This is a genomic window from Streptomyces neyagawaensis (assembly GCF_023516595.1).
GTDB classification, from domain to species: Bacteria; Actinomycetota; Actinomycetes; order Streptomycetales; family Streptomycetaceae; genus Streptomyces; species Streptomyces neyagawaensis.
The window spans coordinates 61730-88238 of the sequence record NZ_JAMGBG010000048.1; the positions used below are offsets into that span (position 1 = coordinate 61730).

General features: G+C 70.3%; 19 protein-coding genes and 1 pseudogene. 11 read left to right on the top strand and 9 right to left on the bottom strand.

Features of this window, described 5'->3' with window-relative positions; translation table 11 throughout:
• Position 1 precedes the first annotated feature (1 nt).
• Together M8J73_RS21445 and M8J73_RS21450 are read right to left on the bottom strand one after the other, a co-directional pair.
• Complete coding sequence (locus M8J73_RS21445) at positions 2-1918, bottom strand: hypothetical protein (RefSeq protein ID WP_055541367.1); 1917 nt, start codon at positions 1916-1918, stop codon at positions 2-4.
• On the bottom strand, positions 1915-4509 hold the full coding sequence (locus M8J73_RS21450) for a GMC oxidoreductase (RefSeq protein ID WP_249828949.1): 2595 nt from the start codon (positions 4507-4509) through the stop codon (positions 1915-1917). Before M8J73_RS21450 ends, M8J73_RS21445 begins: the two co-directional genes overlap by 4 nt.
• Positions 4510-5289: 780 nt before the next feature.
• Here M8J73_RS21450 and M8J73_RS21455 point away from each other — a divergent pair.
• Positions 5290-5925 carry a hypothetical protein gene (locus M8J73_RS21455; RefSeq protein WP_157873034.1) on the top strand — a complete coding sequence of 212 codons (636 nt, stop codon included), beginning with the start codon at positions 5290-5292 and terminating at the stop codon, positions 5923-5925.
• Between the two features lie 439 nt (positions 5926-6364).
• Here the strand turns inward: M8J73_RS21455 and M8J73_RS21460 are convergent.
• Together M8J73_RS21460 and M8J73_RS21465 are read right to left on the bottom strand one after the other, a co-directional pair.
• A pseudogene (locus M8J73_RS21460) lies at positions 6365-6700 on the bottom strand (transposase); the annotation flags it as partial.
• A 234-nt stretch (positions 6701-6934) separates the two neighbouring features.
• The gene (locus M8J73_RS21465) at positions 6935-8386 is read right to left on the bottom strand and encodes a WGR domain-containing protein (RefSeq protein WP_055536879.1); all 1452 of its coding nucleotides are present in this window, start codon (positions 8384-8386) and stop codon (positions 6935-6937) included.
• 1162 nt (positions 8387-9548) lie between these two features.
• Between M8J73_RS21465 and M8J73_RS21475 the strand changes: the two genes are divergently transcribed.
• Positions 9549-9827 carry a GlsB/YeaQ/YmgE family stress response membrane protein gene (locus M8J73_RS21475; RefSeq protein WP_033532118.1) on the top strand — a complete coding sequence of 93 codons (279 nt, stop codon included), beginning with the start codon at positions 9549-9551 and terminating at the stop codon, positions 9825-9827.
• An 82-nt stretch (positions 9828-9909) separates the two neighbouring features.
• Here M8J73_RS21475 and M8J73_RS21480 read toward each other — a convergent pair whose 3' ends face one another.
• The 3 genes from M8J73_RS21480 to M8J73_RS21490 all read right to left on the bottom strand — a co-directional run bounded on the left by M8J73_RS21480 (position 9910) and on the right by M8J73_RS21490 (position 14350).
• Positions 9910-10308 (bottom strand): hypothetical protein, encoded by a 399-nt coding sequence (locus tag M8J73_RS21480; protein ID WP_157873035.1) that lies wholly within the window; start codon positions 10306-10308, stop codon positions 9910-9912.
• A gap of 285 nt (positions 10309-10593) precedes the next feature.
• Positions 10594-12354, bottom strand: a complete 1761-nt coding sequence (locus M8J73_RS21485; protein ID WP_249828950.1) for an FAD-dependent oxidoreductase — start codon at positions 12352-12354, stop codon at positions 10594-10596.
• 46 nt (positions 12355-12400) lie between these two features.
• Positions 12401-14350 carry a maleylacetate reductase and hydroxyquinol 1,2-dioxygenase domain-containing protein gene (locus M8J73_RS21490; protein ID WP_055539041.1) on the bottom strand — a complete coding sequence of 650 codons (1950 nt, stop codon included), beginning with the start codon at positions 14348-14350 and terminating at the stop codon, positions 12401-12403.
• Positions 14351-14525: 175 nt separating this feature from the next.
• Here M8J73_RS21490 and M8J73_RS21495 point away from each other — a divergent pair, with 175 nt between their 5' ends.
• Positions 14526-15404: a helix-turn-helix domain-containing protein gene (locus M8J73_RS21495; protein WP_055539042.1), complete on the top strand. Its 879-nt coding sequence runs from the start codon at positions 14526-14528 to the stop codon at positions 15402-15404.
• Between the two features lie 71 nt (positions 15405-15475).
• A complete protein-coding gene (locus tag M8J73_RS21500) occupies positions 15476-16063 on the top strand; it encodes a carboxymuconolactone decarboxylase family protein (protein WP_055539043.1) in 588 nt (195 codons plus the stop codon).
• 11 nt (positions 16064-16074) lie between these two features.
• Here M8J73_RS21500 and M8J73_RS21505 read toward each other — a convergent pair whose 3' ends face one another.
• On the bottom strand, positions 16075-16995 hold the full coding sequence (locus M8J73_RS21505) for a LysR family transcriptional regulator (protein ID WP_055539044.1): 921 nt from the start codon (positions 16993-16995) through the stop codon (positions 16075-16077).
• 151 nt (positions 16996-17146) lie between these two features.
• On the opposite strand from M8J73_RS21505, the gene M8J73_RS21510 reads away from it, so the two are divergent.
• The 7 genes from M8J73_RS21510 to M8J73_RS21540 all read left to right on the top strand — a co-directional run bounded on the left by M8J73_RS21510 (position 17147) and on the right by M8J73_RS21540 (position 24847).
• The gene (locus M8J73_RS21510) at positions 17147-18142 is read left to right on the top strand and encodes a fumarylacetoacetate hydrolase family protein (protein ID WP_055539045.1); all 996 of its coding nucleotides are present in this window, start codon (positions 17147-17149) and stop codon (positions 18140-18142) included.
• Positions 18139-19137 (top strand): cyclase family protein, encoded by a 999-nt coding sequence (locus M8J73_RS21515; RefSeq protein ID WP_055539046.1) that lies wholly within the window; start codon positions 18139-18141, stop codon positions 19135-19137. The genes M8J73_RS21510 and M8J73_RS21515 overlap by 4 nt, the downstream gene beginning before the upstream one ends.
• Positions 19138-19200: 63 nt before the next feature.
• Positions 19201-20355 (top strand): FAD-dependent oxidoreductase, encoded by a 1155-nt coding sequence (locus M8J73_RS21520; protein WP_055539047.1) that lies wholly within the window; start codon positions 19201-19203, stop codon positions 20353-20355.
• Positions 20352-21344 carry an amidohydrolase family protein gene (locus M8J73_RS21525; protein WP_055539048.1) on the top strand — a complete coding sequence of 331 codons (993 nt, stop codon included), beginning with the start codon at positions 20352-20354 and terminating at the stop codon, positions 21342-21344. Before M8J73_RS21520 ends, M8J73_RS21525 begins: the two co-directional genes overlap by 4 nt.
• A gap of 25 nt (positions 21345-21369) precedes the next feature.
• The gene (locus M8J73_RS21530) at positions 21370-22308 is read left to right on the top strand and encodes a VOC family protein (protein ID WP_055539049.1); all 939 of its coding nucleotides are present in this window, start codon (positions 21370-21372) and stop codon (positions 22306-22308) included.
• Between the two features lie 85 nt (positions 22309-22393).
• Positions 22394-23341, top strand: coding sequence for a fumarylacetoacetate hydrolase family protein (locus tag M8J73_RS21535; protein WP_055539050.1), 948 nt, complete (start codon positions 22394-22396; stop codon positions 23339-23341).
• Positions 23342-23596: 255 nt separating this feature from the next.
• Positions 23597-24847, top strand: coding sequence for an MFS transporter (locus M8J73_RS21540; protein ID WP_055539051.1), 1251 nt, complete (start codon positions 23597-23599; stop codon positions 24845-24847).
• Between the two features lie 1251 nt (positions 24848-26098).
• Here the strand turns inward: M8J73_RS21540 and M8J73_RS21545 are convergent.
• Positions 26099-26437 carry a hypothetical protein gene (locus M8J73_RS21545; protein WP_157873149.1) on the bottom strand — a complete coding sequence of 113 codons (339 nt, stop codon included), beginning with the start codon at positions 26435-26437 and terminating at the stop codon, positions 26099-26101.
• Between the last annotated feature and the right edge of the window lie 72 nt (positions 26438-26509).

The following is a 26509-nucleotide window of genomic DNA, read 5'->3' on the forward strand; positions in this document are numbered from 1 at the left end:
GTCACGGCGGGTCGTGGGGCGCGTGGGCGTGCGCCGGACGGAGCCGGTCCGGGTCCGGGGCCCAGGACTCCCGTGGCCTCGCGGATTCGGTTCGGGGCGTGAGGTCATGGCGTTTCGCCTCCCGGGCGATCACGACGGGGTCCTCGACCAGCCGTACGGTGAGGGGCTCGGCGGGCACCGCACGTTTGCGGCCGCCCGGCGCGTCGGTCAGGTTCCACCGATGGCAGATCCCGTCGAGCACCAGGGCGTGCAGGGTGAGGTCGCCGTTCGGCTCGATGTGCAGACGCAGGAAGCCCTTGTGGTCCTCGACGGCCTGCCCGGACATCTGCCAGTCGGCGACGGCGCCGCCGCGTGCCGACAGCACCCACAGGGCGAAGGCCTGCGAGCCGGCCACCGCGCCCAGCACCGCGGCGACCGCGAGACAGACCAGCAGCACCCCCCAGCCGGGCCAGTCGGCGGGAAACGGCAGCGCGACGGTGACGGCGAGGACACCCAGCGCCACCACGGCCTGAAGGAGTACGGCGTCGGCTGCCCGGGGTCTGGCCGGGCGTGGGCGCCAGGTCCGGCGCAGGAGACCCCACAGCACCACCAGGACCCCGCCGGTCACCGCGGTGAACAGGCCCAGGTCCGCGGCGCTCCCCTGCCGTACCGCGTCGACGGGCTGCAACCTTTCCTGCGCCACCGCGAACAGGAAGCCGAGAACGACGAAGGCGGCGGTGTGCAGGGCCGCGGTGAGCCGGCAGAAGCCGGGGTTGCGCCGGGCCAGCCAGTACGGGGACCACGGCGTCGCGATCCGGCGGGCGAGCCGGCGGGAGTCCGGCACCCGGGGGTAGGTGCTCTCCTCGGCGCGCGTGAAGGTCACCGGGGGGTCGTCCTTCTCCCACAGCCGGGTCCCCGAGGGCGGCAGCGACAGGGCGCGGGGCAGGGTGTGGGTCGACGACAGGAAGGCGCCGCCGAGTCCACACGTCACCATCTGCCGGCGCCGGGGGTCGGGCGGCGGGTAGGCGCACTCGGGCGGATCCGTGGGCAGGCGTTCGGCGTAGCGGGCGTAGTGGTGCTTGTCGCCGGTCAGCCACAGCCGGATCGAGGCGCCGGTGGGCACCTGCTCGCCAGTGCGCTGGTCGGTGCGGGTACGGACCACGGTGCGGTCGAACCAGTGCAGCGTGTCGAAGGCGTCGGCGTCGTCGACAGCCTTGACCCAGGTGGGTTCGGCGCAGCAGACGATCACCCCGTCGCCCGGTTGCAGCCGGGCCGACAGATGGTTCTGGAAGTAGCGGATCTGGGGGTCGTCCAGATACGCCCCGAGCTGGCTGTCGAGGCCGACCAGCCACCACTTGCAGGGCAGCCGTACGGCGAAGTAGCTGCGGGTCTGCCGGGTCCGCCAGCCGCCGACGGGCTGTTGGAGGGCGAAGGTCCGCAGGAACGCGGTGAGGCCGTCGTACCAGTCGTGGTTGCCCGGCAGGGCCAGCATCAGCGGCGGGACGCCGTCGGTGGACGGCAGGGCGGAGGCGTAGGGGCCGGTCATGCCGTCGCGGTAGGCGGCCGCCGAGGCCACCGGGTAGACCTGGTCCCCGCCGAGCACGAGCAGTGAGCCGCGCGGCAGCCGCTCGCGGTGGACGGTGAGCTCGTCGGCGGCGAGAGCCGAGGCCACCGACGCCGTGGGCTCGAAGCCGTCACCGAGGTCGGCGACGTAGTCGATCCACAGCTCGCGCGGATCGGGGTCCTCGAGCGGGGCCCGCAGGGGCGCGGCCCTGAGCGTGCCCTGGATCTCCCGCTTGTCGGCGTACGCGGCGAATACGTCTGCCAGTGCGACCTTGACGCCGGTCCGCACGAGGCAGGCCGGGTCCAGCCAGCGCACCGGCTCGCACGGGGTGAAATCGAGTTCCTTGGCGTGCGCGCGCAGCTGCTTGAGGTTCATGGCCTGTCTTTCGCAGGTACGACGCGCGCCAGGCTCCGGCCGTAGACGGCCCACAATTCGCCCAGGAACAGTTTGCCGAAGAGCTCCATCGCCCGCGCCGGATGCGGGCCGGTGGTGCGGAACGTGGTCAGCTGCTGGACGAAGTCACCGAGCCGGATGATGACGATCCCGGCACCGATGGCGGGCGCGGTGGTGTCGTGGTCGGGGTGGGTGTGCCCGGCGAGCAGGCGGACGTAGAGGGTAGAGGTGTCGGGCCAGACGTCGGCGCCGGGGTCGTCGTGGACGTCCTTGTGCCCGGTGAGGGTGAGCGGGGTGCCCTCCTGGGTGCGCAGGTGGAGCAGGTACCGCATGCGCCGTCGGCTCGCCTCGCCGTCCTGGACGAAGAGGTTGAACCATCCGCGCTCCACCTCCAGGCGCCCACCGAGGACGTCGCAGTCGACGTGGCCGACGGCGTCCGCCGCGTGGGTCGGCTCGGCGACGAAGCGCTCGACGTCGGCGGCGGTGATGGTGAGCCGGAAGCTCAGCCGCTGCCCGAGCGAACGTCCGAGCGCGTGCCCCTGCTCGGGGGCGTCGACATCGAGGGCGATGTGCCCCTTCATCTCCTCGGTGAAGCTGAGGCTGGTGGGTGGGTCGGTGGGTGAGGCGGCTCCGATGGGCGAGGCGGCTTTCGCGGGCGAGGCGTGGGCGCCCGGTGTCGCGGAGCCCGGCATCGCGGAGCCCGACGTCGCGAACCCCGACGTCGCGAACCCCGACGTCGCGAAGCCCGGCATCACGGAGCCCGGCATCGCGGCTTCGGTCGGAGGGCGCGGCGCGGACCCGTCGGCCGCCGGTCCCTCGGGTGCCGTCCGTGCCGCCGACGCCCTGGCGGCCGCGCGCGGCGCCGATTCCCCGTCCAGGATCTGGTCGCAGGCCCGGTCCGCGACGGCGGCGATCGTCAGGGAGGGGTTCGCGCCCACCGCGCCCGGCAGCAGCGCGCCGTCCAGCACGTGCAGGCCCGGGAAGCCGAAGACCTCGCCGAGGTCGTCGCACACGCCCTCCCCCGGATGGCGGCCCATGGGGGAACCACCGAGCGGGTGCACGGTGATCACGCGGTTGCCCCACCACCACAGCGGGTTGTCGAGGAAGTCGCCGCCCAGCGCGCCCGCGATGTCCCGCATGGTCGAACGGACCCGCTCGAAGTACGCGCGCGAGGTGCGCGTCGTCCAGTCGACGTCGAGTTGGCCGCGGCGCAGCCGCATCCGGCCGTCCGGCACATCGCGCCCCATGCCCAGCAGGGGCAGGGAGGTCGCGGAGAGCATGGCGGGCCCGAGCAGCAACGCCAGCTGCCCGCCGACGCGCCCGGCCGGATCCACACCGAGGCGGGTCAGCAGCCGGTGCAGCCCGAATCGGAGGAGGCGGCGGGTGCCGCCCGGCAGCTGGGTGGACTCGGCGAGCCACGCGACGAAGTCCGGGTATCCGGCGTCCTCGATGTAGAAGCCGCGCCCCGCCGAGCCGTCCTCGTCGAGTGCGTCGCCGCCGCGCACGGCACTCGTGATGACCGGTCCTCTGCTGCCGTCCAGCCGCAGGGGCCGGCCCCCGTCGGCTTCGGCCGTGGCGCGCAGCACCATGGCGAGCAGGTCGCCGTTGCCGCTGAACCGGGTGCCCAGCGCGCTGCTGAGGCCGGGCAGCGCAGCGCGGTTGCGCAGCAGCAGATAGGTCGAGCCGAAGGTGCCGGCCGCCAGCACCAGTCGGCGGCAACGGATGCGGTGCAGGGGCAGCCGGTCGGTGGCGGTGCGGCGGCCTTCGCGGGCGGGATCGTGGACGACGTACGAGACGTTGTAGCCACCGCCGGGACGGGGTGCGAAGCCCCGCACCTCGCATCGGGTGCGCACGTCGGCGCCGTGGTGCTGGGCCGCCGACAGGTACGTGTGGTCCAGGGTGTTCTTCGCGCCGTAGTTGCAGCCGACGTCGCACTCACCGCACAGCCGGCAGGTGCTGCGGGGCAGACCGTGCAGATTGCCGTAGTCGGGATCGGTGATCTGCGCGCCCGGCACGGGCGGCGCACCGGGCCGGGGCGCGAAGGAGACGGCGAGGGGCGGCCGGAACACGGGCAGGCCGAGCCGACGGGCCGCCTGGTGCAGGGCGAGTGTCTTCGGGGTGTCCTGGTACGGGTACGTCGTGGCGCCGAGCATGCGCTCCACCCGGTCGTAGTGCGGGTCGAGGTCGGCGCGGCTGATCGGCCAGTTCTCGTAACCGCCGCCGGGCAGCGGCGACTCATGCACGAACCACCGTTCGTCCTTGCGCAGCAGGACGTTGGCGTAGATGAGGGATCCGCCGCCCAGGCCACTGGAGACGACGCCTTCCAGGCCGCGGAAGGACCAGAGGTCGAACATGCCGTGCAGGCCGTTGCTCGGGTCCCAGAAGTTGCGGGCCATGTCGGCGGGGCTGCGGGGGAAGCCGCCCGGCGGGTATGGCTTGCCCCTCTCCAACACCACGACCGACTGACCGGCCTCCGCGAGGCGGTACGCGGTGACCGCCCCGCCGAAGCCCGAGCCGACGACCACGGTGTCCACGTGGGCTGTGTCCTGGCTGTCGTGCGGTGCGTCGGCCATGGGTACTCCCTGCCCTGGCCCCCCACAACGTGCTCAAACCCCTTAAATATGCTCACACCAGGAGCAGATGCCAGCAAACGGGAAATTCAAGGAGTACTGCCACCCGGGAACGAATCGCGACGTTACTCGTACGAGCCCCACTCCGAACCCAGGCCCCCTACAGCGTCGCTGACGAGCACGTAGCGGGCGACAATGTGCAAACGCATCCTCCGGTAAGCGGCCTCGATACGCTCACATACTTCTTCGACGGACGCCGCTTGCCCGCCTGTCAGGCTTTCAGCGTACGGTCCGCGCCTGTCCGTCTCTCGGGCTGCCGTACAAGCGTGCTGCGTAAGCGTAAGCGTGAGGTAGTGCAGTCGAGCCGGCAGCCCACGACGGACCGTCACCGGCGCGAAGCCACCCGCCGCGGCGTCCAACTGCCGGGCCACGGCCTCGCTGCCCTTGATCGCCGTGGGCGCCGCACTTTTGTGGGACCCGGCCCACCGAGAGTGCGTCGGCAACCCTCGCCGGCCACCGGGCGCGGTCGTGCGGTGGCGCTCTCCCCCGACGGCAACCTCCTTGCCACCGCCAGCGGCGACCGCACGGTCCGGCTGTGAGTCACACCTACCCAGTGGCCTCCCACAAGCACCGCCGGCACGAAGTGAATGTACAGGTGGTCACAAGTCCCGATGCAGTCCGGACCGCATGACGTCAATCGCCGAAGACGTCCTCACCCTACAGCGTCAAGACTGAAGAAACTCCATTGACCGATCCACTTTGGATGGCATTCATCATTGAATCGTGCGCGAAATGCAAAATCCTGCCGACTTGCGATCAGGATTGCGGAGTGCTGCTCTGAAAGAGACAGGGGGTGAAGGGCTAAATGAGGCCCGAATGGGTGGCGTTCAGCCGGGGGAGGGCGACGACGCGTCGTGTGACGACGGGATGCCCCGCGCTGCGACCCGCTATCGGAGGTTCACGATGACACAGGTCTCTTCTGCCCGCATTCCACTACGCCAGATCATGGCCGCGCTCTTGACGGCCGCCCTGACGCTCTCCCTCTCGGTGGTACTCACCGTCACCTCGACGAAAGAAGCAGCCGCCTCGTGCTCCGCCAACCGGTTCAACGGAACGTGGCGCTCGTCCGACGCGAGGCTGAAGCGTATCGACGTATGGCAGGGACAGGACTGCCACCTGTACGCCAGGGCCTGGTCCGTCTGCGAGAACGACTCGTCGCATATCTGCAGCTGGGGAAACAGGAGAATGGGAGACAGCCCCGAGCCGAACTTCCAGTTCGTCGGATACAACTGGAACAACGCTGATGAGGTGCTGCACTTGCGAATGCAGGACAGGTCTCACATCTCGGTGTGGGACAGCACCACCTACCACAACGGTAGGAAGGTCAGCTTCACGGTCGCGATGTACAAGAGCCGTTGAGCCCGCGAAGGTCAGCAACTCCGCCCGCGCCGCTACTGGACGAGGCCCCCACCAAGACTGGTGGGGGCCTCGCCGCCGCTCGTCCGCCGCCCCCGACAGGATGCGAACCGCGCAGTGGTGGGGCCCTGTTCGCGGATACCGTGCTGACTCCACGAGTCAACGGAAGCACTGAGCGTTTTCAGCGTGGCCACTGATCGGGTGTTGCCCATCGGGTCGAGGTGAGGGCCGCAACGCACAAGGCGCCTGTGCCAGACACCAGGGAACTCTGCTCCCTGAGAACAACCCGGTGCATGCGGCTACCGAGGTGTTTCAACGCCTTGACAGCGACGGAAGCGGAAGTTGGTGGCAGTCGCGGCTGGCCCTGGACTGCGCCTGGTCTTCGCCGACCATCCCCGCGGGTGCAGGGAGTACCTAATCCGGGACCGGCTTAGACGTCGTCTCATTTGGCGAGCCTGCGGTAGCAGATGAGGCTGCAGGCGATGGCGGTGAAGGCCAGGAAGTGCTGAGCCTTGCGTTCGTACCGGCGGTGCAAACGGCGGCAGCCGCCCAGCCAGGACATCGTGCGCTCGATCGTCCAGCGGTGCCGGCCCAGCCGGGTGGAGGACTCGATGCCCTTGCGGGCGATGCGGTGCCGGATACCTCGCTTGCGGAGCCAGCGGCGCAGGTGGTCGTAGTCGTAGCCCTTGTCCGCGTGCAGCTTGGCAGGCCGGCGTCTGCGCGGGCCGCGGCGTGAGCGGATCGGCGGGATGCCGCGCACGAGCGGCTCGAGTGCCTGGCACAGCTTGCCGGCCGCGGGGTCCTCAGAGAGTTCCGTGGCCGGCCGAGGCTCCGGTGCCCGTCGGCTCCGTAGATCAGGTCGACCCAGGGGCCCCAGTACACGGATGCGGGGTCGGTCTCCCGCCGGCCGCTACGACGCCATGTGTCCCGGTCGGAGCACTAGCTGACGGGGTCCGGCTCCCCGCGGTCCTGCTGAGGGGGTGGCGGGCGGGCGTCCCCGGGGCAGGAGAGGTCACAGCAGGCGTCGGATGTCGCCGCGCACCCGGTAGAAGCCGCCTGCCGCGGTGTGCAGCGAGTCCACGACGTAGCGTGCTCCAGGCTCGCGTATCGCGCGCGGGAACTGGACGTTCAGCGCCCGGTCGTAGCCTTCGGACACCACGTGCACCCGGATGCGTCCCCCCTCGTTGACGCACTCCACGACGACTGCTCCCGCCGGGGCCTGGGCGACGGTGGTCACCGCGGCCACGGCCGTGGCCGGTTCGTAGGTCGGCAGGGCTGCGGCGAGCTTGACGTCCCGCACCACTGGCACCGTGCCCTGCTGCGCCGCGGAGACGGCAGTCTCGCTCGCGTCCACGCACACCAGCGAACCGTCCGTCGTCACCAGGTACAGCCGCTCGTCGTGGTACTGCATCGACAGCGCGGAACCGCCGCCGGTGCCGAGCTTCCACAGGCGTGTGCCGTCCTGGTCGAAGCAGTAGACGGACGAGGCCGCGTCGCCCGCGAAGACGAACTGTCCGCCGGGTGAGGTGGCGCATGAGTAGACCGCGCTGTCGCACGCGTACGTGGCCTCGATCGTACCGGTCCGCTTCGACAGCCGCTGGACCACCTTGTGGGCGGTACCCACGTACACTGCGTCGTCCTCCTGCCAGCCGAAGAGGACGCCTCCCCGGGTGGACGTGTGCCACAGTTCCCCGCCGCCGTCCGGCGCGTAGGCAGTGACGCCCCGGTGGTGGCCGTGGTAGACGGCTCGGTCGTCCGCTCGGACCATCCAGGCGTGTTCACCCTGGCTGCGCCGGGACCACTGGTGCTCGTCCTCGTGGTCGATGACGGTGAGTCGGCCTTCGCGGTCGGAGACGTCCAGGACGCCCTCGTGGATGTCGAGCCAGAAGATGTCGACGTCCGCTGCGATGTCGTAGGCAGCGAAAGGAAGCTTGGAGGACAGGTCGTACACCTTGCCGTCGTCACAGCCGGCGTAGATCCAGAAGTCGTCGGCCACCAGGCACTTCACGCCGTCCGGCAGACTGAAGCGCGCCAGCGTGACCCCGTCGTGGTCCAGGGTGTACACGTCCCCTGCCTGGTTGCCGACCCAGCAGCGCTCGCTGTCGACGTGGATACCGAACGCCGAAGAGCCGGTGGCGAACCGCCACAGCACGGGGGCGACGGCACGCGCGGTGGACGGTGCCGAAGCCACCTGACGCCGGGTCACCGCACGCGGCGCACGCTGTCCCTGAACGGCCGGGGAGTATCCCTTGCGGACCTTCTCGCCGACCTTCTTCGCGGCCGCGGCCTGCGCTTTCTCAGCCGTGGGGAACGTCGTCGTCTGGGTCTGTCCGCCAGCCCCGATCCGCCCGTAGCGCACAGTCACCACCTGCCCGTCGACGGTCACTTCGTAGAACTTGTGCGCACCGTCGCCCTCCTGTGACAACTCCAGGTACGTCGTCGACCCCGCGGCACCGGCAGACATGACACATCCCTCCCCACAGTGGGCCCGTGGCCTTTCCAGCGGATCCCACTGCTCACACCGTAGGGGGAGCCACTGACAATCACTCCGCGCCCATGGCATGGCAGCGGTCTACAAGCAGCGGTCCTGCACGGGGTACGCGGTGCAGACGTTGACCGTGGCGACGAAGCGGGGCATCACCGCCCGCTCGCAGGGCCTGCCCCTCTACCCCGGCCAGGCGCCGGAGTCACCCAACCGTGGTGTTGGCCGCCTTGTTGGCGACCGGCGCCACCGCCCATCGCGCTCGCCGACAGTAACTGGTCCAACGCGGACCCGGATTGGTGGAGCGGTTCCATCCAGTGCTCGTGGTCCGATACCCAGAACGTCAGGTCCGGTATCAACCGCGGTACGTCGAGCGCGTACACAGCGGTGGCCTTCTACTCCGGAGCCAACTACACAGGCAACCTTGTCGGCTGCCTTCACCAGAACGGTGAACGGGACGGCGACGCCAACGTCAGGGTCCGCTCGCACAAGTGGGTGACCGCCTGCTGATCCGCAGCCGGTGGTGGCGCGCTGGCGGTCCTGGAACGACAGGGCCGCCGGCGCGCGCTGTCGTGCAGGAGGGCGGTGAGGGGCAGCGGCGTTGCCGTGATGCAGTGGCGTGCGCGGATGAGCAGCCGCCAGGCTGTTGCCGAGCCGCGAAGGGCTGCGCCGCGTAGTACCGCACGTCCGTCGGCACATGCGCGCAAGTGGCCATCCCCTGTATCTGTGATGCGGCGAACAACTGCAGTGCGTGCTGCTTCAGTTGGGGGCTGGCGTCTGAGGCGTTGCCGGAGTCGAAGGGGGTTGGGGCCCCTACCCTGGTCTCGCCCGGTTCGAGCGGGGACCTGCACCTCTCTTTCGGTCGCGACCGGATGCTGCCCGAACTGGGGCAGCTGCGGAGTACCGGCGAGGCGGCCGCCCGCTCCCGCACGCGCCTGGTCTCTGCTTCCACGCCCACACCGGGACCGAAGGCGAGGCCGACAGGACCGGGACCCCGCGCTCTCTGATCGCGCCTTCCCCTCCCGCGCCTGCTCGTCCCGGATCAGGAGCCGGCGCATCCGATGTGGAGAAGACGTTTGTTCGGGCGCGATCGGTGCACACGATGAGCTGACACAGTCTTTACACGACGAAGCGGAGAGGCACCATGGGCATCATCGCGTGGATCATCATCGGCCTGCTCGCCGGCGCCATCGCCAAGGCTCTGATGCCGGGCAAGGACCCCGGCGGCATCATCATCACCATGCTCATCGGCATCGTCGGCGGTCTTTTGGGCGGCTGGCTCGGCAAGGTCATCTTCGGCGTCGACTCCATTGACGGGTTCTTCGACCTCTCCACCTGGATCGCCGCGATCGCCGGCTCCGTCATCCTGCTCGCCCTCTACCGCCTCGTCACCGGCAACCGGCATTCGCACCGTCACGCATGACCCGCTGAAGGCATCACGCCTCCGGACACACCTGGACGGCTCCCCTCCCTGTTCACAGGACGGGAGCCGTCAGCATGCACGGTCAGACCACCCAGCGACCAGCCTGCCGGTTGGCGTCGCCCAGGTTCTGCGCTTCCTGCCCGCAGCGCTGGGAGCGATCGGCGAGGCGGCCGCGGCCCCGCGACGCCGCCGTGCCGAACAGGCACCTGTGCAGCTCGGTGGCATCATCAGGCTTCTCGTAGGCAGACGCCCGGCGCGTCGTGCACCCGGCTGAACTCGTTTCCCGAGTGAGTTCTAGAAGCGTCCCCGGGGCGGGTCCGCCGGCACCGATCCGGTCGTCCGGGACGTGGTCCGCATGCAGCGCCCACCGGCCCAGGATCCGGGCCACCGCGCTCACCCTGCCTGTCATGGCGTATTCCTCGCTGTACGTCACACGCACGATCTTGTGCCCGGCCCGCACGGCGGCCACGGCCTCCGGCACGCCGTACGGCTTCGTGGACGGGGACAACCCAGAGCAGGGCATCGTGGGCGGGGAGAGTTCCGCCGCCGCGGTGTCTTCACCCGACCGAGTGGCGCGCCGTCAAGGGCTGTCGCCGCCTTGGTCCCAGCGGGCCGGGTCGCCGGGACGCGGGTCGTACAGCCGAGGACGGTATACGGAACCCCAGAAGCGGCCTCGAACCGGTGAAGAACAGGCGCATGCCGCCGGGCAGACCAGCACACCGCCCAGCAGCGCCATGCAGCGGGCCATGCAGCGGGGGGCAACACGTCATGCGGATCGGCAGAGCACCAGGGTCAGCGCCTCCCGCAGCTGACGGGTCGCCTCGGTGATGTCGGCGGCGCCGCCCGGCCGGCGCCAGGCCACGTACCCGTCGGGGCGGACGAGCAGCACACCCTCCTCGTCGATCTCCGTGCGGCGGCTGTACTCGCCGTACGCGTCGTGTGCGTCGCGGTCGATGACGACAGCGCGCAGGTCGAGACCGAGTTCCCGGGCCAGGGTGTCGGCGGCGTCGGCCCACAGGGCTCCGGCCAGGCCGGTGACGACGGAGAACATGCCCCTGCCGACCAGGTCGAGCGTCGAGATGCGCCCGCCCTTGTCATCCACGAGCCAGGCGTGCGGCAGCTTCGCGCCGGGGCGGGAGGTCGGGCGTGCGAAGAGTTCGTCGTCGCGGGAGATCGTTTCGACGGTGCCGTCGGGGATGACGGCGGCCGACGTGTAGCGCTGGTTGTGTTCGACGCCATGGGCGTTGAACTCGTAGTGCTTCAACTCGATCGCCTCGCGGATGGCCCGCCGCTTCTTGGCCCCGGCGGCGTCCGGCTGCCGGGCCGCGTGCAGCGCCTTGGAGATGCCTTCCTCGTCCCCACCCACGACGCCGAGAGCCTCGAAGAGCGGAAGGAACTGGTCCCGGGAGAGGTTCGCGCGTTCGACGATCTGCTGGGCGACGGGGGCGCGTTCGTCGGAGTAGGTGTCCAACAGCTCCGGCCCGGCGTGTCCCTTCAGGACGGCCGCCAGCTTCCACGCCAGGTTGTAGGAGTCCTGGACGGAGGTGTTGGATCCGAGGCCGTTGGACGGCGGGTGCCGGTGGACGGCGTCTCCGGCGCAGAAGACGCGGCCGACGGAAAGGCGTGTCGCGTAGGCGTGGTTGACCGTCCACAGGGAGGCGCTGTCGATCTGCACGTCGAGTTCGTCGTCGCCGACGAGGTCGCGGACGATCGCTGCCGCGGCTTCGTCGGTGAGCGCGGGCGGCGGGTTGTCGATGTCGTAGCCCCAGACGATGAGCCACTCGTTCCAGGGCCGGACCATGCGCAGCAGGCCCATGCCGATGCCGCCGACGTCGGCGCCCGGGCGCATGATCCAGTACAGGACGCTGGGACGGTGTTCGACGTACTGTGTGAGGTCGGCCCTGAAGACGATGTTCATGCTGCCGGCCTTGCCCATCTGCCCCTCCATGGGCAGCCCCAGCTTCTCCGCGACGATGCTTCGACCGCCGTCGGCTCCGATCATGTAGCGGGCGCGGACAGTGTGCTCGTTCCCGCTGGGCCGGTCGCGCAGGCGCGCGGTCACGCCGTCCGCGTCCTGCTCGAAGTCGACGAGTTCCGTGTTCAGCCGGACCACGGCGCCGCGCTTGGCGGCGTTGGCCAGGAGGATGGGCTCCAGATAGGTCTGCGGGAGGTCGATCATCCCGCAGGGGCTCTGGGAGGCGTACTCGGTCAGGCTCTCGTCGCCGGTGCCCCAGGTGCGGATGCGGCCGATCTCGTCGCCGAGGAGTGAGGTGGCGAACACGGTGTCGCCCATCAGATGGCTCGGCGTGCCCTTGTCCAGCGCCTCCTGCTCGATGCCGAGGTCGCGGAAGACCTCCATGGCGCGCTGGTTGGTGATGTGGGCGCGCGGGGTGTCGGCGAGCCATCCGTATTTGGTGACCAGGTGGGTGCGCACACCGTAGGTGGCCAGCAGCAGGGCGGCGGTTCCGCCGGCGGGTCCGCTGCCGATGACGAGGACGTCGGTGTCGTAGCTTTCAGGCGTGCTCATGCTGTCTCCATGAAGCTCTGTGGAAATCCGTAGGGGAACGGGGCGCTCAATGCCCGAGACGCGCGATGCGGAAGGTGAAGTCGAGTCGGCGCCACTCGCCGTCGACAGGCCGGCCGTCGGGCGTGGGGCCGGTGCGCCGGACGAAGTCCGTGACCAGGTCGTCCTTGACGCCGAAGACCGCGTCGCGCCGGCCCGGGGCTCCGTCGAGGTAGGCCCCGCCCCGGACGAACAGCTGGGTGATCAGCGGCTGGTGTCCGGGGGCGCTGATCAGGAAGTGCACGTGCGGTGCACGGTAGGGGTGGCGTCCGACGGTGTAGAGCATCTTGCCGACCGGACCGTCGTCCGGGATCGGGTATTCGGACGGCAGGATCGACCAGAACGTGAACCGCCCGTCGGCGCCGGTGGTGAACCGGGCGCGCAGCACCGGACCGTCCAGATCAGGGAGTTGGACGTCGTAGAAGCCGTCCTCGTTGGACTGCCAGACGTCCACGACGGCACCGGCGACCGGTTCCCCCTCCTGGTCGGTCACCGTGATGTCCGCCCACATCGGCGTGCCCGTGAAGTCTCCCGCGATGTCGCTGCCGTGTTCGGCGGCGGGCGGCCCGGCGACGTAGAAGGGGCCGAGGATCGCGGAGGAAGTGGTGTCGGGCGTACGGGAGTTGGCGAGGGCATCGACGACGCTGGACACACCGAGGGTGTCGGAGAGGAGGATGAACTCCTGCCGCGTGTCGGTGGTGATGTGGCCGGCCTCGGTGAGGAAGTCGATGGCCCGCTGCCACTCCTTGGGGGTCAGGTCGTTGCGGATCGTGTAGGCGTGCAGGGTGCGGGCGAGATCCGTCAGCAGCTGCCTGAGGCGCGGGTTCGTGCAGCCGTCGAAGCTGGCCGCGACCTCGTCGGTCAGCGCGCGCAGGTCGGGAACGGACCCGGCCGCCGCCTGCGGGCGGTGGCCGTGCCAGGCGTCCCCCAGCAGGTCGGCGAGGCCGGTGCGGGTCAGTTCGCGCGGGTTCGGATAGGGCTGCGCCGTGGCCAGTTCCGCCGCGCGGTCCAGGTCGGCCTCGGCCATGCCGAGATCCCGCAGTGACGTCGGTCCGCCGACCCGGCGGATCAGGTCGAAGACGCCGGTGGGGGCGTCGGGCACGCCCAGGGCGCGCGCGACGCGTTCCATCGTCTGTTCGGCGGCGGGGGCGTTGTACGCCATGGCGTGCGGGAGGATCACGGTGTGGGTCTCGGCGTGCGGCAGGCCGAAGGTGCCGCCCAGCGTGTGACAGAGCTTGTGGTGGAGTCCCATGCCGACGGCACCGAGGCAGCTGCCGGACAGCCATGCCGCCTGCAGCAGCTCCGCCCGTGCCGTCACGTCCGAGGGATCGTCGTGGAGGGCGGGGAGGGCTCGGCCGATGGAGGCGACCGCTTCCAGGGCCATGGCGTCGGTGACGGGATCGGCGTCCGGCGAGTAGAGGGCTTCCACGGCGTGGGCCAGCGCGTTGATGCCACTGGTCACGGACATGGCGATGGGGAGAGCGAAAGTGAGCTCGACGTCGTAGACGACCGTTTCCGGCAGGATCGCGGGAGAGGACCGGGTCACCTTGCGGCCGTCCACCGTCTCGCCCAGCACGGGGGTGACCTCGGAACCGGCGTAGGTGGTCGGCACGATGATCTGGGGCAGGTCCGTGCGGACCGCCAGCGCCTTCGCGAGGCCGGTCGTCGAGCCGCCGCCGATGGCCACCAGGCAGTCCACCCGCCGGTCGCGCAGGAGACCCAGGGCCTGCTCGGTCACCTCGACGGGGGTGTGCATGGCCGCGCCGTCGAACTCGGCCACCACCAGGTCGCCCAGGGCTTCACGGAGCCGCTCGGTGTCCTTGCGCAGCACCGGTGATCCGTCGGAGAGGAGCAGGACCCGGGACCCGCCGAGCCGTTCGGCCTCATCGCGGACCTGCGGGAGCGTTCCCGCGCCGAAGACCACCCGGCTCGGGCTGGCCGTGTGCACAAAACTCCTCATGAAGCTGCTCTCCGTGCTGCGGGGGTCAGGGGTCTTTCGCAGTATTCGAGGCCGTGCACCGGCGTTCCTGCACAATCTCGGCATCGTCTTGCACAGAAACGGCCTCGGCCGCCGCATGGTCCGTGCTTGCCCACCCGTGCGGAAGGCAGCGAGACTGTGCCGCGAAGGAGGGCGCATGAGCGAGATGGGACTCGGTGACACCCACGGAATCCTGGTTCGGCCAGGGGTGCGTCCCGTCCGCACGAGTGCGGGTCTCGGCTGGGAGAGGCTGTATGTGTCGACGCAGCGGGAGCTGCCGTACCGGGATGCGTTTCAGGGAGCCGGCAGCCACCTGGTGATCCTGCATCTGGACGGGCCCGTCACCGTCCGCAGGGGACGCCGCGGGTTGACGGCCGCGCGGCAGGTGCCGCCCGGCGGTCTGTTCCTGCATCCGGCAGAGACGGAGCTGGACGTGGAACTCGGCGGCTACCTGAACACCGTGCATGTCTACCTGTCGGACGCGGCCCTCCAGTCGACCGCGGACGGTGGCCGGCCGGTACGGCTGGAGGAGGAGTTCGGCACCACGGATCCGCTCCTGGAGCAGCTGGTTCTGGCCCTCGACGGTGTCGTACGGCGCTGGGAGCCCAGTGCCGGCACCTACGCGGATCAGCTCGCGCTCATGACTGCGGCCCAGCTGGCCCGTCGCCACAGCGTGCGGCAACGGGTCGACGAACGTGCGGGGCGGCAGGCAGGGCTCACCGACCGGCAGTTCGCGGCCGTTCGGGAACTCATCGACGCCCGGCTCTCCGAGCCGCTGGCGTTGGAGGACCTGGCCTCGGCCGCGGGCCTCGGCGTCAGCCAGTTCGCCCGGCGTTTCAAGGCCCGCGTCGGGTGCCCTCCCCACCGGTACCTCGTGCGCCTGCGCGTGGAGCAGGCCGCCCGCCTGCTGCGCGCGGGCTCCCTGCCCATCGCGCAGGTGGCGGCGGCATGCGGCTTCTCCCACCAGGAGCACCTGACCCGAGTGATCCGCGCCCATCTCGGCACGACGCCGGCCGCCCTGCGCCGCGAGGGCTGACGGAATCGCTGCGTGAGGCGCGCGGGACGCAGCGGGCTATAGTTCCCCGTCGTCGAACGAAGGGAGCGACGATGGTCGCGCGCCTTGCAGGTTTCCTCCCCGGCGATCTGACCGAGGAACAAGCCGCGGTCCACCAGGCCATCTCCGGAGGCCCGCGCGCCACCGGTCCCCAGCTCTTCGCCCTCACCGACAGCGAAGGACGGCTTCGCGGACCGTTCAACGCGATGCTTCTCAGCCCTCCGGTCGGAGCCGCGCTACAGAGCGTGGGTGCGGCGGTGCGCTATCGGTCCTCTCTCAGCGACCGCGTCCGGGAGATGGCCGTGCTCCTCGTCGCCGCACACTGGGGCAGCGCATTCGAACGAGAGGCGCACGAGGCCGTGGGGCGTGCCTGCGGTCTGACCGAGGAGGAACTCGGCTCCCTGCGCTCCGGTGCGCTGCCGGCCCTCACCGATCCCGACGAGACCGTCGCGCTGCGGACCACGGCCGCCCTGCTGCGCTGCGGCAACCTGGGCGACGACGAGTACGGCGCGGCCGTGTCGGCGATCGGCGAGCGCGGCCTGTTCGAGCTGACGACCCTGGTGGGCTACTACTCCACGCTGGCCCTGCAGCTCCGCGTTTTCGCAGGTGAGGAAGGCGAGCCGCGGCCGTCGGCGCCCTGAGGGCAGCTCGGTCACCCTTCCGGTGAGTGCTCTGCCATCCGTTTCGCGACCCGCGCGACGGTCTCGCGAAGCCACGTGTGCGCCGCGTCGTGGGTGTGGACGGGGTGCCACCAGAGAGCTTCGTGGAGGGGCATCGTCCCGTACGGCGGCTCCATGATCCGAATGCCTGCGGCGTCCCGCAGCCGCTCGGCGAGCCGGGCCTGGACCAGGGCGATCCTGCGGGTGCCGGCGACGAGGAAGCACAGTGCCTGGAAGGTGTCGGCGGAGACCTCCGAGCGGGGCTCGATGCCGAGCATGCTCAGCTGCCGCGTGGACGGTGTGTCGTACAGCCGCCGGTACGTCACCCAGGGCAGCCGGCTCAGGTCGTCCGGCGTGAGCTCGTCGCCCACCTCCGCATTGTCCCGTGAGACCACGAAGACCCAGCGGTCCTGGAAGACCTCGACCGCCGGGTAACCGCTGATGAAGCCGTGCGGCAGCAACATCCCGTCGGTGGTGCTCAGCAGCGCGGCCGTCTCCTCGGTGACCGTGGCGGGAGTCAGCTCGAAATGGAGCCGGACCCCGGGCGCCTCCGCGTGAACGGTGCGGGTCAGTTCGGTGCCGAAGACTGTCACCGCGTAGTCCGAAATGATGATCTTGAACTCGTGGCGGTCCTCGGCCGGGTCGAATTCGGCCTGGCTGCTGAAGACCCGTTCCGCCATGTCGCAGGCCCTGGCCGTCCGCTCCAGCAGCGCCTGGCCGAGGGCGGTCAGCTCGTAGCTGTTGCCTGTCCTGAACAGGAGGTCGTCGTCGAAATGCCGGCGCAGTCGCGCGAGGGCGCCGCTCATCGCGGGCTGGCTGAGCCCGATGCGCTGCCCGGCCTTGGTGACGTTGCGTTCCTCCAGCAGAGCGCGCAGAGCCACCAGGAGATTCAGGTCAAGGCTGGCCAGATGCATGACGCTCCCGAGGGCTGGTCGCCCGTCGGGAGACGAGAGACGAGACAAGAAGCTCATCGGTGCGGCCGATGAGCTTCATCCGGCGAATCGATTTCCCCAATCGGATGCGGGGCGGCCAGATTAGTCGCACCGCCACCGAGAGGACACATCCGTGAAACGTGATGTTGATTCACCGACCTTCTCCGGCCCCTTCGCCCTCGGCACCGTCAGCGCACCGGGCCGGGATCCGTTCCCCGCTCTGGCCGTGCCGGGCCGCCGCGTGCTTGACCTGCGGGCCGCTCTGGGCGCGCCGGCGCTCACCGTGCGCACGCTGCTGGAGGGCTGGGACGAGGTGCTGCCCCGTCTGCGCACTCTGGCCGCGGGCACGGCCGGCGACTGGCTGCCGCTGGACGGCCTGCGGGTACATGCCCCGGTGGAGCCACGGCAAGTGTTCCAGTCCGGCGCCAACTACCGGCAGCACGTGATCGACCTGGCCGTCGCCCACCGCGCCCCCGACGATCCCCGCACGGTCGAGGAGGCGCGGGCGGAGTTCGCGGAGGTCATGGACCGGCGGGCGCGCGAGGACCTGCCGTACGTGTTCATCGGTCTGCCGAGCGCGATCACGGGCCCGTACGACGATGTCGTCCTGCCCGCATGGGCCACGCAGCCGGACTGGGAACTGGAGCTGGCGGCCGTGATCGCCAAACCCGCCCACCGGGTCTCCGTGGAAGAGTCGCTGGAGTACGTCGCCGGGTACACGATCGCCAACGACCTCACCGACCGCGCCACCGTCTTCCGCCCGGACATGCCCGGCATCGGCACCGACTGGCTGCACAGCAAGAACGCGCCCGGCTTCACCCCGCTCGGCCCGTGGATCGTCCCCGCCGAGTCGATCGCGGACCCCGGTGACCTGCGGGTCACGCTGAGGCTCAACGGGGACACCATGCAGGACGAGTCCACCAAGGACATGCTGTTCGGGGTCGCGCGGCTGGTGTCGTACATCTCGCAGACCGCCCAACTCCTGCCCGGTGACCTGGTGTTGACGGGCAGCCCGGCCGGCAACGGCATGCACTGGGGACGGCTGCTGCGCGACGGCGACGTCATGGAGGGGTCCATCACCGGGCTCGGTGTGCAGCGCACCCGTTGTGTGGCGGAGACATCGGCATGAGCCTGGACCGGCGCGACCCCGAGGGCGCCATCGCCGTGGCCGCGAAGGCGTACTCGAACTGGGGACGCTGGGGAGAGGACGACGTTCTCGGCACCCTGAACTTCCTCGACGAGGCCAAGCGCCGCGAGGGCATGGCGCTGGGCCGACGCGGGGTGAGTTTCTCGCTCGCACAGCGCTTCGACATGAACGGCCCGCAGAAGGGCTGGCTCAGGCGCACCAACCCCATCCACACCATGCTGATGACCGGCACCGACGCGGCGCTCGGCAACCAGGGCTCCCCGCACGGCATCGGCGGCGCCGACGACCTCATCACGATGCCGTTGCAGTGTTCCACCCAGTGGGACGGACTCGGCCACGTCTTCGACCACGGCTTCGCCTGGAACGGCCGGCGGGCCGACAAGGTCGTCACCTCCGACGGCGACCTCGTCACCGGCATCGAACACATGGCCCCGCACATCGCCGGGCGCGGCGTCCTCCTCGACGTGGGACGGGTCATCGGCCTCGGTGGGGGCATCTCCCGCTCGAGCGGAGCCGAGAGTGGGGGAGAGCTGCCCGACGGCTTCGCCATCACCGAGGAGCACCTGACCGCCACGGCCGAGGCACACGGCGTCAGCGTCGGCCGGGGTGACATCGTCCTCGTGCGCACCGGGCAGCTGACCCGGGTCCGGCGCGAGGGCTGGGGCGACTACGCGGGCGGTGACGCACCCGGCCTGTCCTTCACCACCGCCGGGTGGCTGCACCGCACCGAGATCGCCGCGATCGCCACCGACACCTGGGGTTTCGAGGTCCGGCCCAACGAGTTCGAGAACGCCTTCCAGCCGCTGCACCAGGTCGTCATCCCCAACATGGGCCTGCTGGTCGGCGAGATGTGGGACCTCGACGCGCTCGCCGAGGACTGCGCCGACGACGGCGTCTACGAGTTCTGGCTCACCGCCGCACCCCTGCCCATCACCGGAGCCGTCGGCTCACCCGTCAACCCGATCGCCGTCAAGTAGCACATCGGCCCGATCGCGGTGAAGCAGCTGGATCGCACAGCCAGAGGAACAAGGGAGTTCCCCATGACCGACACCCGCCCCCAGCCTTCTGCCGGGGGTACCCCCATCGTCCTCGTCGTCGGCGGCGGCACCGCAGGAAACGGCCTGACCGTCCTGCTCCGCAAAGCCGGCATCGACGTCGACCTCGTCGAAGCCAAGGCCGACTGGAACGTCCACGGCTCCGGAATCACCACTCAAGGCAACGCCCTGCGCGTCCTGCGCCAGATCGGCGTGTGGGAGGAGGTCGAGAAGCACGGCTTCGGGTTCGACGCGCTCGGCATCACCGCTCCCGACGGGACGGTGCTGCACGTCGACGCACATCACCGCACCGGCGGACCGGACCTGCCCGCGGTTGTCGGCATGCAGCGGGCGGACCTCCAGCGCATTCTCATCGACGCGGTCCGGAGATCCGGTGCCCGTGTCCGGCTCGGCACCACCGTCCAGCAGCTGGAACAGGACGCCGCGGGTGTCGACGTCACCTTCAGCGACGGCACGTCGGGCCGGTACGACCTGGTCGTCGCCGCCGACGGACTGCACTCCGCGACCCGCGCCATGATCGGCATGAGTGAGCGGCCCGAACCCGTCGGCATGGGGATCTGGCGCGTCTGCGCACCTCGTCCCACGAGTGTCGAGCGCACCGACCTCGCTTACGGCGGGCCCTGTTACATCGCCGGTTACTGTCCCACCGGCCCGGACTCCCTCTACGCGTACCTGGTGGAACCCCAGCGGGACCGCGCCAGCCTCGTCCCCGACGCCTACGCCGAGGAGATGCGCCGTCTCGCCGAGCCGTACGGCGGTGCCTGGGACGAGATCCGCGCGTCCATCACCGACCCGAAGAAGGTCAACTACACAGTATTCACCCGGCATCTGGTCGAGGGCTCCTGGCACCGCGGCCGCGTCGTGCTCGTCGGCGACACCGCTCACAGCTGCCCACCTACTCTCGCCCAGGGCGCGGCGATGTCCTTGGAGGACGCGCTGGTCCTGGCGGAGCTGCTCGCCGGCCAGGACGACTGGAACGACGAACTGCTCACGGCCTACTACGAGCGGCGCGTCCCCCGAGTCCGGCTGGTCGTGGACGGCGCCGTGCAGATCTGCCGGTGGCAGCTGGACGGGGTACGCGACGCCGACGTGCCCGGTCTGATCGGCCGCACGATGACCGTGCTGACGGAACTGCCGTGACCACGCCGACCGTCGACGTCCACGCCCACGTCGTACTCCCCCAGTTGGAGGAAGCCGTCGCCGGGTGGCCGGAACGTGCCGCCGCCCGCGCTCTGGAGGCCCGCCGCACCGGCCCGGAGGCCCAGGCCGTCAGTGGGCCCATGATCCGTGAACGCATCCCGATGCTGACCGACGTCAAAGCCCGCCTGGCCGCGATGGACGCTAGTGGTGTCGACATACAGCTCGTCTCTCCCGTCCCCGACTACCACTACTGGGCGGACGAGGAGCTGGCCCGCACCGTGTGGGAGCTGGCCAACACCGGTGTCGCGGCACACTGCGCGCAGGCACCGGAGCGGCTGCGCGGCCTCGGACTGGTCCCGCTCCAGCACCCGCACCTGGCCGTCGAAGCCCTCGAACACGCCTTGGAACAGGGCCTGTCGGGTGTCGAGATCTCCTCGCACGCACCCGGCCGCGAACTGTCGGCCCCCGCATACGAACCCTTCTGGAGCCACGCCGAGGAGACCGGGGCGCTGCTGTTCCTGCACCCCTACGGCTGCACCCTCGACGAACGCCTCGACCAGTGGTACCTGTCCAACACCGTCGGCCAGCCCACCGAGAACGCCGTCGCCCTCTCGCACCTGATCTTCTCCGGGGTCCTGGACCGGCACCCGGAGCTGAAGCTGATAGCCGCGCACGGGGGTGGCTATCTTCCCACCCACATCGGCCGCTCCGACCACGCCTGGCGGGCCCGCCCCGACGCCCGGGGCTGCGCCCACCCGCCCAGCAGCTACCTCAAGCGGCTGTACTTCGACTCGCTCGTCCACGACCCGTCCGTCCTGCGCGAGCTGGTCCGGATCGCGGGCGCCGACCGGGTGCTGCTCGGTTCCGACTTCCCCTTCGACATGGGGGCCGCCGACCCGCTGGCCGCCCTGAGCGCCGCTCACCTGCCCGACCCCGACTTCCACGCCATTCGCGGTGCCAACGCGGCATCGCTGCTGCGCCTCGTCTGAGGCCACCCGAACAGGAGCCCCACTCATGACCGAGCGTCTGCTCACCCACCTGAGGCATGTCGACCTCGCCGTGCCCGACTACGACAAGCAACTCGGCTTCTACGCCGGCATCTGGGGCCTGACCAAGGTCGCCGAGGACTCCGGCATCTCCTTCCTCGCCGCCGAGGGCAGCCCCGAGCAGTACATCGTGCGCCTGCGCAAGGCCGAGGAGAAGCGCCTCGACCTCATCTCCTACGGCGCCGCCGCCCCGGCCGACGTCGACTCGCTGGCCGAGCAACTCCTCGCCGATGGCGTGCAGTTGATCTCCCAGCCGGACAAGGTCGACACCCCCGGCGGCGGCTACGGCTTCCGCTTCTTCGACATCGACGGCCGCACCATCGAGGTCTCCGCCGATGTCGTCGTACGCCGGCACCGCAAGATCGAGGAGAAGGAATCGATCCCGGTCAAGCTGTCGCACGTCGTCATCAACTCCCCCGATCTCAACGCCACCAAGGAGTGGTACGAGCGTCACCTCGGCTTCCGGCTCTCCGACACCCTCTGGCACCCGAGGATGGGTGAGGCGATGCACTTCATGCGGATCAGCTCCCAGCACCACTCCATGGCCATCGCCCAGGGCCCGCACACCGCCCTGCACCACATCTCCTTCGAGATGCGCGGCATCGACGAGTACATGCGGGGCACCGGCCGACTGCTGCGCGCCGGGGTGCACAAGGTATGGGGCCCCGGCCGCCACCTCGCGGGCGACAACACCTTCTCCTACTTCCACGACCCGCACGGCAACACCCTCGAATACACCACCGAGTTGGAGCAGTTGGACGAGGACACCTGGCACCCGCACGTCTACGACTTCTCCACCGACGAGGTCTCCGACCAGTGGGGCACCGCCAACCCCGTGAACGAACTGGTCGCCAAGGAGTCCTTCAACGACCCCGACCGCGGCTGCTTCATCGCCCCGCCGGTCTGATCCTCCCTGCTCCGGGGCGCGGCGATGCCCCCCGCTCATGGCCCTGAGTGCCCGCCGCGCCCCGGCCCAGCCCCTTGGAGCCCCCATGCGCTTCGCCACGTACGCATATCAGGGTCGCCGCCACTGCGGCGTGATGGACGGTGCCGCCCTACGTCCCTTCCCCGACGGCACCACACTGCTCGACCTGATCCGCTCCGGCCTTCCGCGAGCGGCAACGGACCTCCCACCCACCTCGGACCCGGTCCCGCTGGACGCCGTAAGGCTGCTTCCGCCCCTGGAACCGCCGTCCGTGCGGGACTTCTACACCTTCGAGGAGCACATCGAGGGCGTACGACGCTCCGGGGGCCACGGCGTACCCAAGGCGTGGTACGACGCACCCACCTTCTACTTCACCAACCCCCAAGCCCTGATCGGCGCGCACGACGACGTCCCGTATCCGCCCGGCAGCAAGGTGCTGGACTTCGAACTCGAGGTCGCGGTCGTCATCGGCCGCGACGGCCGCGACCTGACGCCCGAGCAGGCGCGCGACCACATCGCCGGATACGCCCTGTTCAATGACTGGTCGGCCCGTGACCTCCAGATCCGTGAGATGCAGGTGGGCCTCGGCCCCTGCAAGGGCAAGGACACCGCCACCACCCTCGGGCCCTACCTCGTGACCCCGGACGAGTTGGAGCCGTACCGGGACGCCGACGGATTCCTGCGCCTCGCCCTGACCTCGGAGATCAACGGCGAGGCAGTCGGCACGGACCTGCTGTCCAACATGAGTTGGACCTTCGAGGAGATGATCGCCTACGCCTCACGCGGAACTGTCGTGCGAGCCGGCGACGTGCTCGGCTCGGGAACCAGCGGCAACGGCGGCTGCCTGGCCGAACTGTGGGGCATCCGCGGCGAGCGTGTCCCGCCCCCGCTGAAGCCCGGCGACACCGTCACCCTCACGGCGGACGTCCTCGGCTCCGTCCGCAACACCGTCATCCCCGGCGCTGAGCCGGTACCCCTCCCGACCGGACGCCGACGCCCCCGGGCCCGCCCATGAAGCGGCTCCCACGCCGCTGACGCGTCACAGCCCGCCCTGCTCAGGCCCTGGGACACCCCATTGGTTGAACGGATGCGCCGGATCCGGGATACCGATTGTGCGGAGGGTGGGCGGCGGGTCCCCGAGGCCGCACAGTCGTCCCACCTGACGCCACGCCCGGAACAGCCACCGGCGTGAGCTCCCCGCAGCATGCCGAGCGCCGCCGGCGCCTGTGGGGCATGCCCACTCCCCCACCTCGTCCCCCTGGAGTCCACCATGCCCGCTTCCGTGCCCTTGCCCTTGCCCTCCACCTCGACCGATGACTCCACCCCGTCGCCCGTGAGCGTGTCGGGCCCGGCCCACCGCCTGCGGGTCACCGCGCTGATGGCGGGCAGCTGTCTGCCCGTGCTGGGGGCGGTGCTGATCGCTCCGGTGCTGCCGAAGATGCAGGACCACTTCGCCTCGACGCCCGGTGCCAGGGCGCTGATTCCCCTCGCGCTGACCGTTCCGGCGCTCGCGCTCGCCCTGCTGGCCCCGTTCGCCGGGTTGATCGTGGACCGACTGGGCCGCAAGCGTCTGCTGCTGGTGGCAACGGTTCTGTACGCGCTGTTCGGCACGGCGCCGCTCTGGCTGGACTCGCTGGGCGCGATCATCGCCAGCCGTGCCCTGGTCGGCGTCACCGAGGCCGCCATCATGACCTGCTGCACCACCCTGATCGGCGACTACTACTCCGGTCACCGGCGGGTGAGATACCTCGCCCTGCAGACCATGTGCGCCTCCGCGTCCGCCACGGCGTTCTTCGTACTCGGCGGCGCCACCGGCACGGCGGGCTGGCGGATTCCGTTCTGGGTCTACGCGGTGAGCCTCCTGCTCGCCCCGGTGCTGGCCCTCGCACTGCCCAGCCCTGTGGTGAGCGAGGCCACGGAGACCGCCCCGACCGTACGTCGCCCCTTCCCCTGGCGGCAGATGTCGGGCATCTGCGCCCTCACCTTCTTCGGGGCGATGGTCTTCTACACCGTCCCGGTGGAGATGTCCTACCTGCTCGACGACCTCGGGGTGGAGAACACCGGTGTCATCGGTCTGGCCACCGCGGCCGCGAGCGCCGCAACGGTGGCCGGAGCGATCACCTTCGCCCGGCTGAAGCGCTCGCCCGACCCGATGATGCCCGTCGTCTTCGCGTTCTGCGCGGTCGGCTTCGGGGTGATGTTCCTCGCCGGCGGCGTCCCGCTGCTGCTGGTCGGCGCGGTGATCAACTGCCTGGGTACGGGGATGATGCTGCCGGCGCTGCTCACCAGTGCCATGTCCAGGCTGGAGTACGAGGACCGCGGCCGGGGCACGGGCCTGTGGACGGCGGCCTACTTCGGCGGCTGTTTCGTCTGCCCGTTGGTGCTGCTCGCCCTGGAGTCGACGGTCGGCACGCTGGCCGACGCCGTGGGCCTGCTGGGGCTGGCCGCCGCCCTCCTCGCGGCAGGGCTGCTGGTGGCCCGGCGACGGGCCTGGAAGTCGGCCGACGCGGCATCCGCCTGACCCATATCCACTCCGGCCACGGTGAGATGTGCCTGTGCTGCCGAGGCTCCCGGTCGACGGCGGCCTCACCGCACGGGTCGGCCCCCATGCGGGCGCGGGCGTTCTTCGCCCAAGGAACAGCCCGCATCGGCTGGGGCCAAGCAGGCGTCGATGCCTCTGCCGTGCGGGCGATCACTCCGGGAAACGCGGTCCCCTGCCTGTACTCGTTCGTCTCCATGTGTCTGCTCCTCCGACTGCGCCAGTCGTCACGGTGCCGACGACTGGTACGTCGTATCGCTGTCTGCGGAGAGAGATGTCCGAGGTTCTGCGGTTGTCCGTTGGGCCGGTCACCGCATGGGGTGGGCGTATCCAACGCGCCTGGGGGAGAACGGCTGAGCAGATCGTCCGGAGGTCGAGCGGCTGGGTCCGGGCAGGTAGCGCCGGGTCCGCCGGTACGAGTGATGTGATGTCAGACCGCTCCGCTCCTCATGCCGGCCAGTGAGCTGTGCGTGGGCCATTGGGGGAATTCCGGGCGTGGTCGCCGACCTCCCAGGGGGCGGCTGCCGAGGCCACCCTTTCGGCGGGCCACCGAGATCGAGCGGGCGTCGTTGTGGACGGTATGACACCGCGGCACGGTGGTCGGCGTCGGAGGCGGAGCGGGCACGCCATGTCAGCCCCTCCCCTGTCTCCGGGGCGAACACCTCCGCTGTGATGGCGGGTTGTGCGGGTGTGGAACCGGCTGGTGGTGAGGCCGTGCTGGTCGCGGACGGGTCGGCGCATCCGGTGGACGACGTTCAGGGCGGGTCGCCCGGCGGAGGTGTGTATGAGTGGTTCAAGCGGACCGGCCTGGGCTCCTGAGGGGCGGGCCGGGCTCTGCCGGTTGCTGCGGGAGCAACTCGTCGAGACGATCGATGTCATCCGCCGACAGGCGGCTGTCGTGCTGTCGGCCCCGGACGTCGAACCGGAGACCGAGAGGGAGAGGCCGGCCCCGGCCCAGGTTTCCCGGAGCTGAGGGTGTCAGGGACGGCGGCACATGCCCTCCAGCCGCTTCATCACGTCCTGGAAGATCTTGTCCGGACGAGCTGCGTCTCGCGAGCCCGGACCAGTCGGTACACCCGCAGGTGGCGGACCGTTCCCACGCCGTAGGGGGAGCCTCCTTCATAGAGGCATTCGCTGGCCGGTCCGAACCAGCGGCACACCCCGATCTCCGGGCCCGACGGCGAAGCGAAATGGATCGTCCAGCAGGCCGAGGACGTCACCGCCTTCATCCGCTCACGCCGGGTCGGCGAACTCATCGAGGAGTTCACCGAGCGGGAGAAGGGCATGGCAGCCGAGCTGTACGTGAGGGCCCTGGAGTTGCACCGGCTGAACCAGGAGCTGCGCCAGGCACACGCCCGCGAACAGCAGGTCGCCATCACCCTGCAGGAAGCCATGCTCTCCGTCCCCGACCCGCGCCGGCACAACCAGGGATGGCACCCAGCCCGAGCTGACCGCCGCCCGGCAGAGGCGCGCCTGGTCCACCGGGCCCCCGACCACACCACCACCAGCCGCACGCCGGAAGCAAAGGCGTGGCAGCGCTTGCTGCACGTGCGGGTCATCGTCGACGCCCACACCTGCCTGGTCGTCGCCACCGACCGGCCCGGCGAGCCCAGGACGGACTCAGTCCCCGGCGGTCCTGGCGGG

Bases quoted from the DNA above. Each gene is read 5' to 3' on its own strand.
- M8J73_RS21445 (WP_055541367.1), bottom strand. From the start codon at position 1,918: ATGAACCTCAAGCAGCTGCGCGCGCACGCCAAGGAACTCGATTTCACC.
- M8J73_RS21465 (WP_055536879.1), bottom strand. From the start codon at position 8,386: ATGTCTGCCGGTGCCGCGGGGTCGACGACGTACCTGGAGTTGTCACAG.
- M8J73_RS21485 (WP_249828950.1), bottom strand. From the start codon at position 12,354: ATGAGCACGCCTGAAAGCTACGACACCGACGTCCTCGTCATCGGCAGC.
- M8J73_RS21535 (WP_055539050.1), top strand. From the start codon at position 22,394: ATGCGCTTCGCCACGTACGCATATCAGGGTCGCCGCCACTGCGGCGTG.
- M8J73_RS21490 (WP_055539041.1), bottom strand. From the start codon at position 14,350: ATGAGGAGTTTTGTGCACACGGCCAGCCCGAGCCGGGTGGTCTTCGGC.
- M8J73_RS21495 (WP_055539042.1), top strand. From the start codon at position 14,526: ATGAGCGAGATGGGACTCGGTGACACCCACGGAATCCTGGTTCGGCCA.
- M8J73_RS21515 (WP_055539046.1), top strand. From the start codon at position 18,139: ATGAGCCTGGACCGGCGCGACCCCGAGGGCGCCATCGCCGTGGCCGCG.
- M8J73_RS21475 (WP_033532118.1), top strand. From the start codon at position 9,549: ATGGGCATCATCGCGTGGATCATCATCGGCCTGCTCGCCGGCGCCATC.
- M8J73_RS21530 (WP_055539049.1), top strand. From the start codon at position 21,370: ATGACCGAGCGTCTGCTCACCCACCTGAGGCATGTCGACCTCGCCGTG.
- M8J73_RS21520 (WP_055539047.1), top strand. From the start codon at position 19,201: ATGACCGACACCCGCCCCCAGCCTTCTGCCGGGGGTACCCCCATCGTC.
- M8J73_RS21540 (WP_055539051.1), top strand. From the start codon at position 23,597: ATGCCCGCTTCCGTGCCCTTGCCCTTGCCCTCCACCTCGACCGATGAC.
- M8J73_RS21505 (WP_055539044.1), bottom strand. From the start codon at position 16,995: ATGCATCTGGCCAGCCTTGACCTGAATCTCCTGGTGGCTCTGCGCGCT.
- M8J73_RS21450 (WP_249828949.1), bottom strand. From the start codon at position 4,509: ATGGCCGACGCACCGCACGACAGCCAGGACACAGCCCACGTGGACACC.
- M8J73_RS21500 (WP_055539043.1), top strand. From the start codon at position 15,476: ATGGTCGCGCGCCTTGCAGGTTTCCTCCCCGGCGATCTGACCGAGGAA.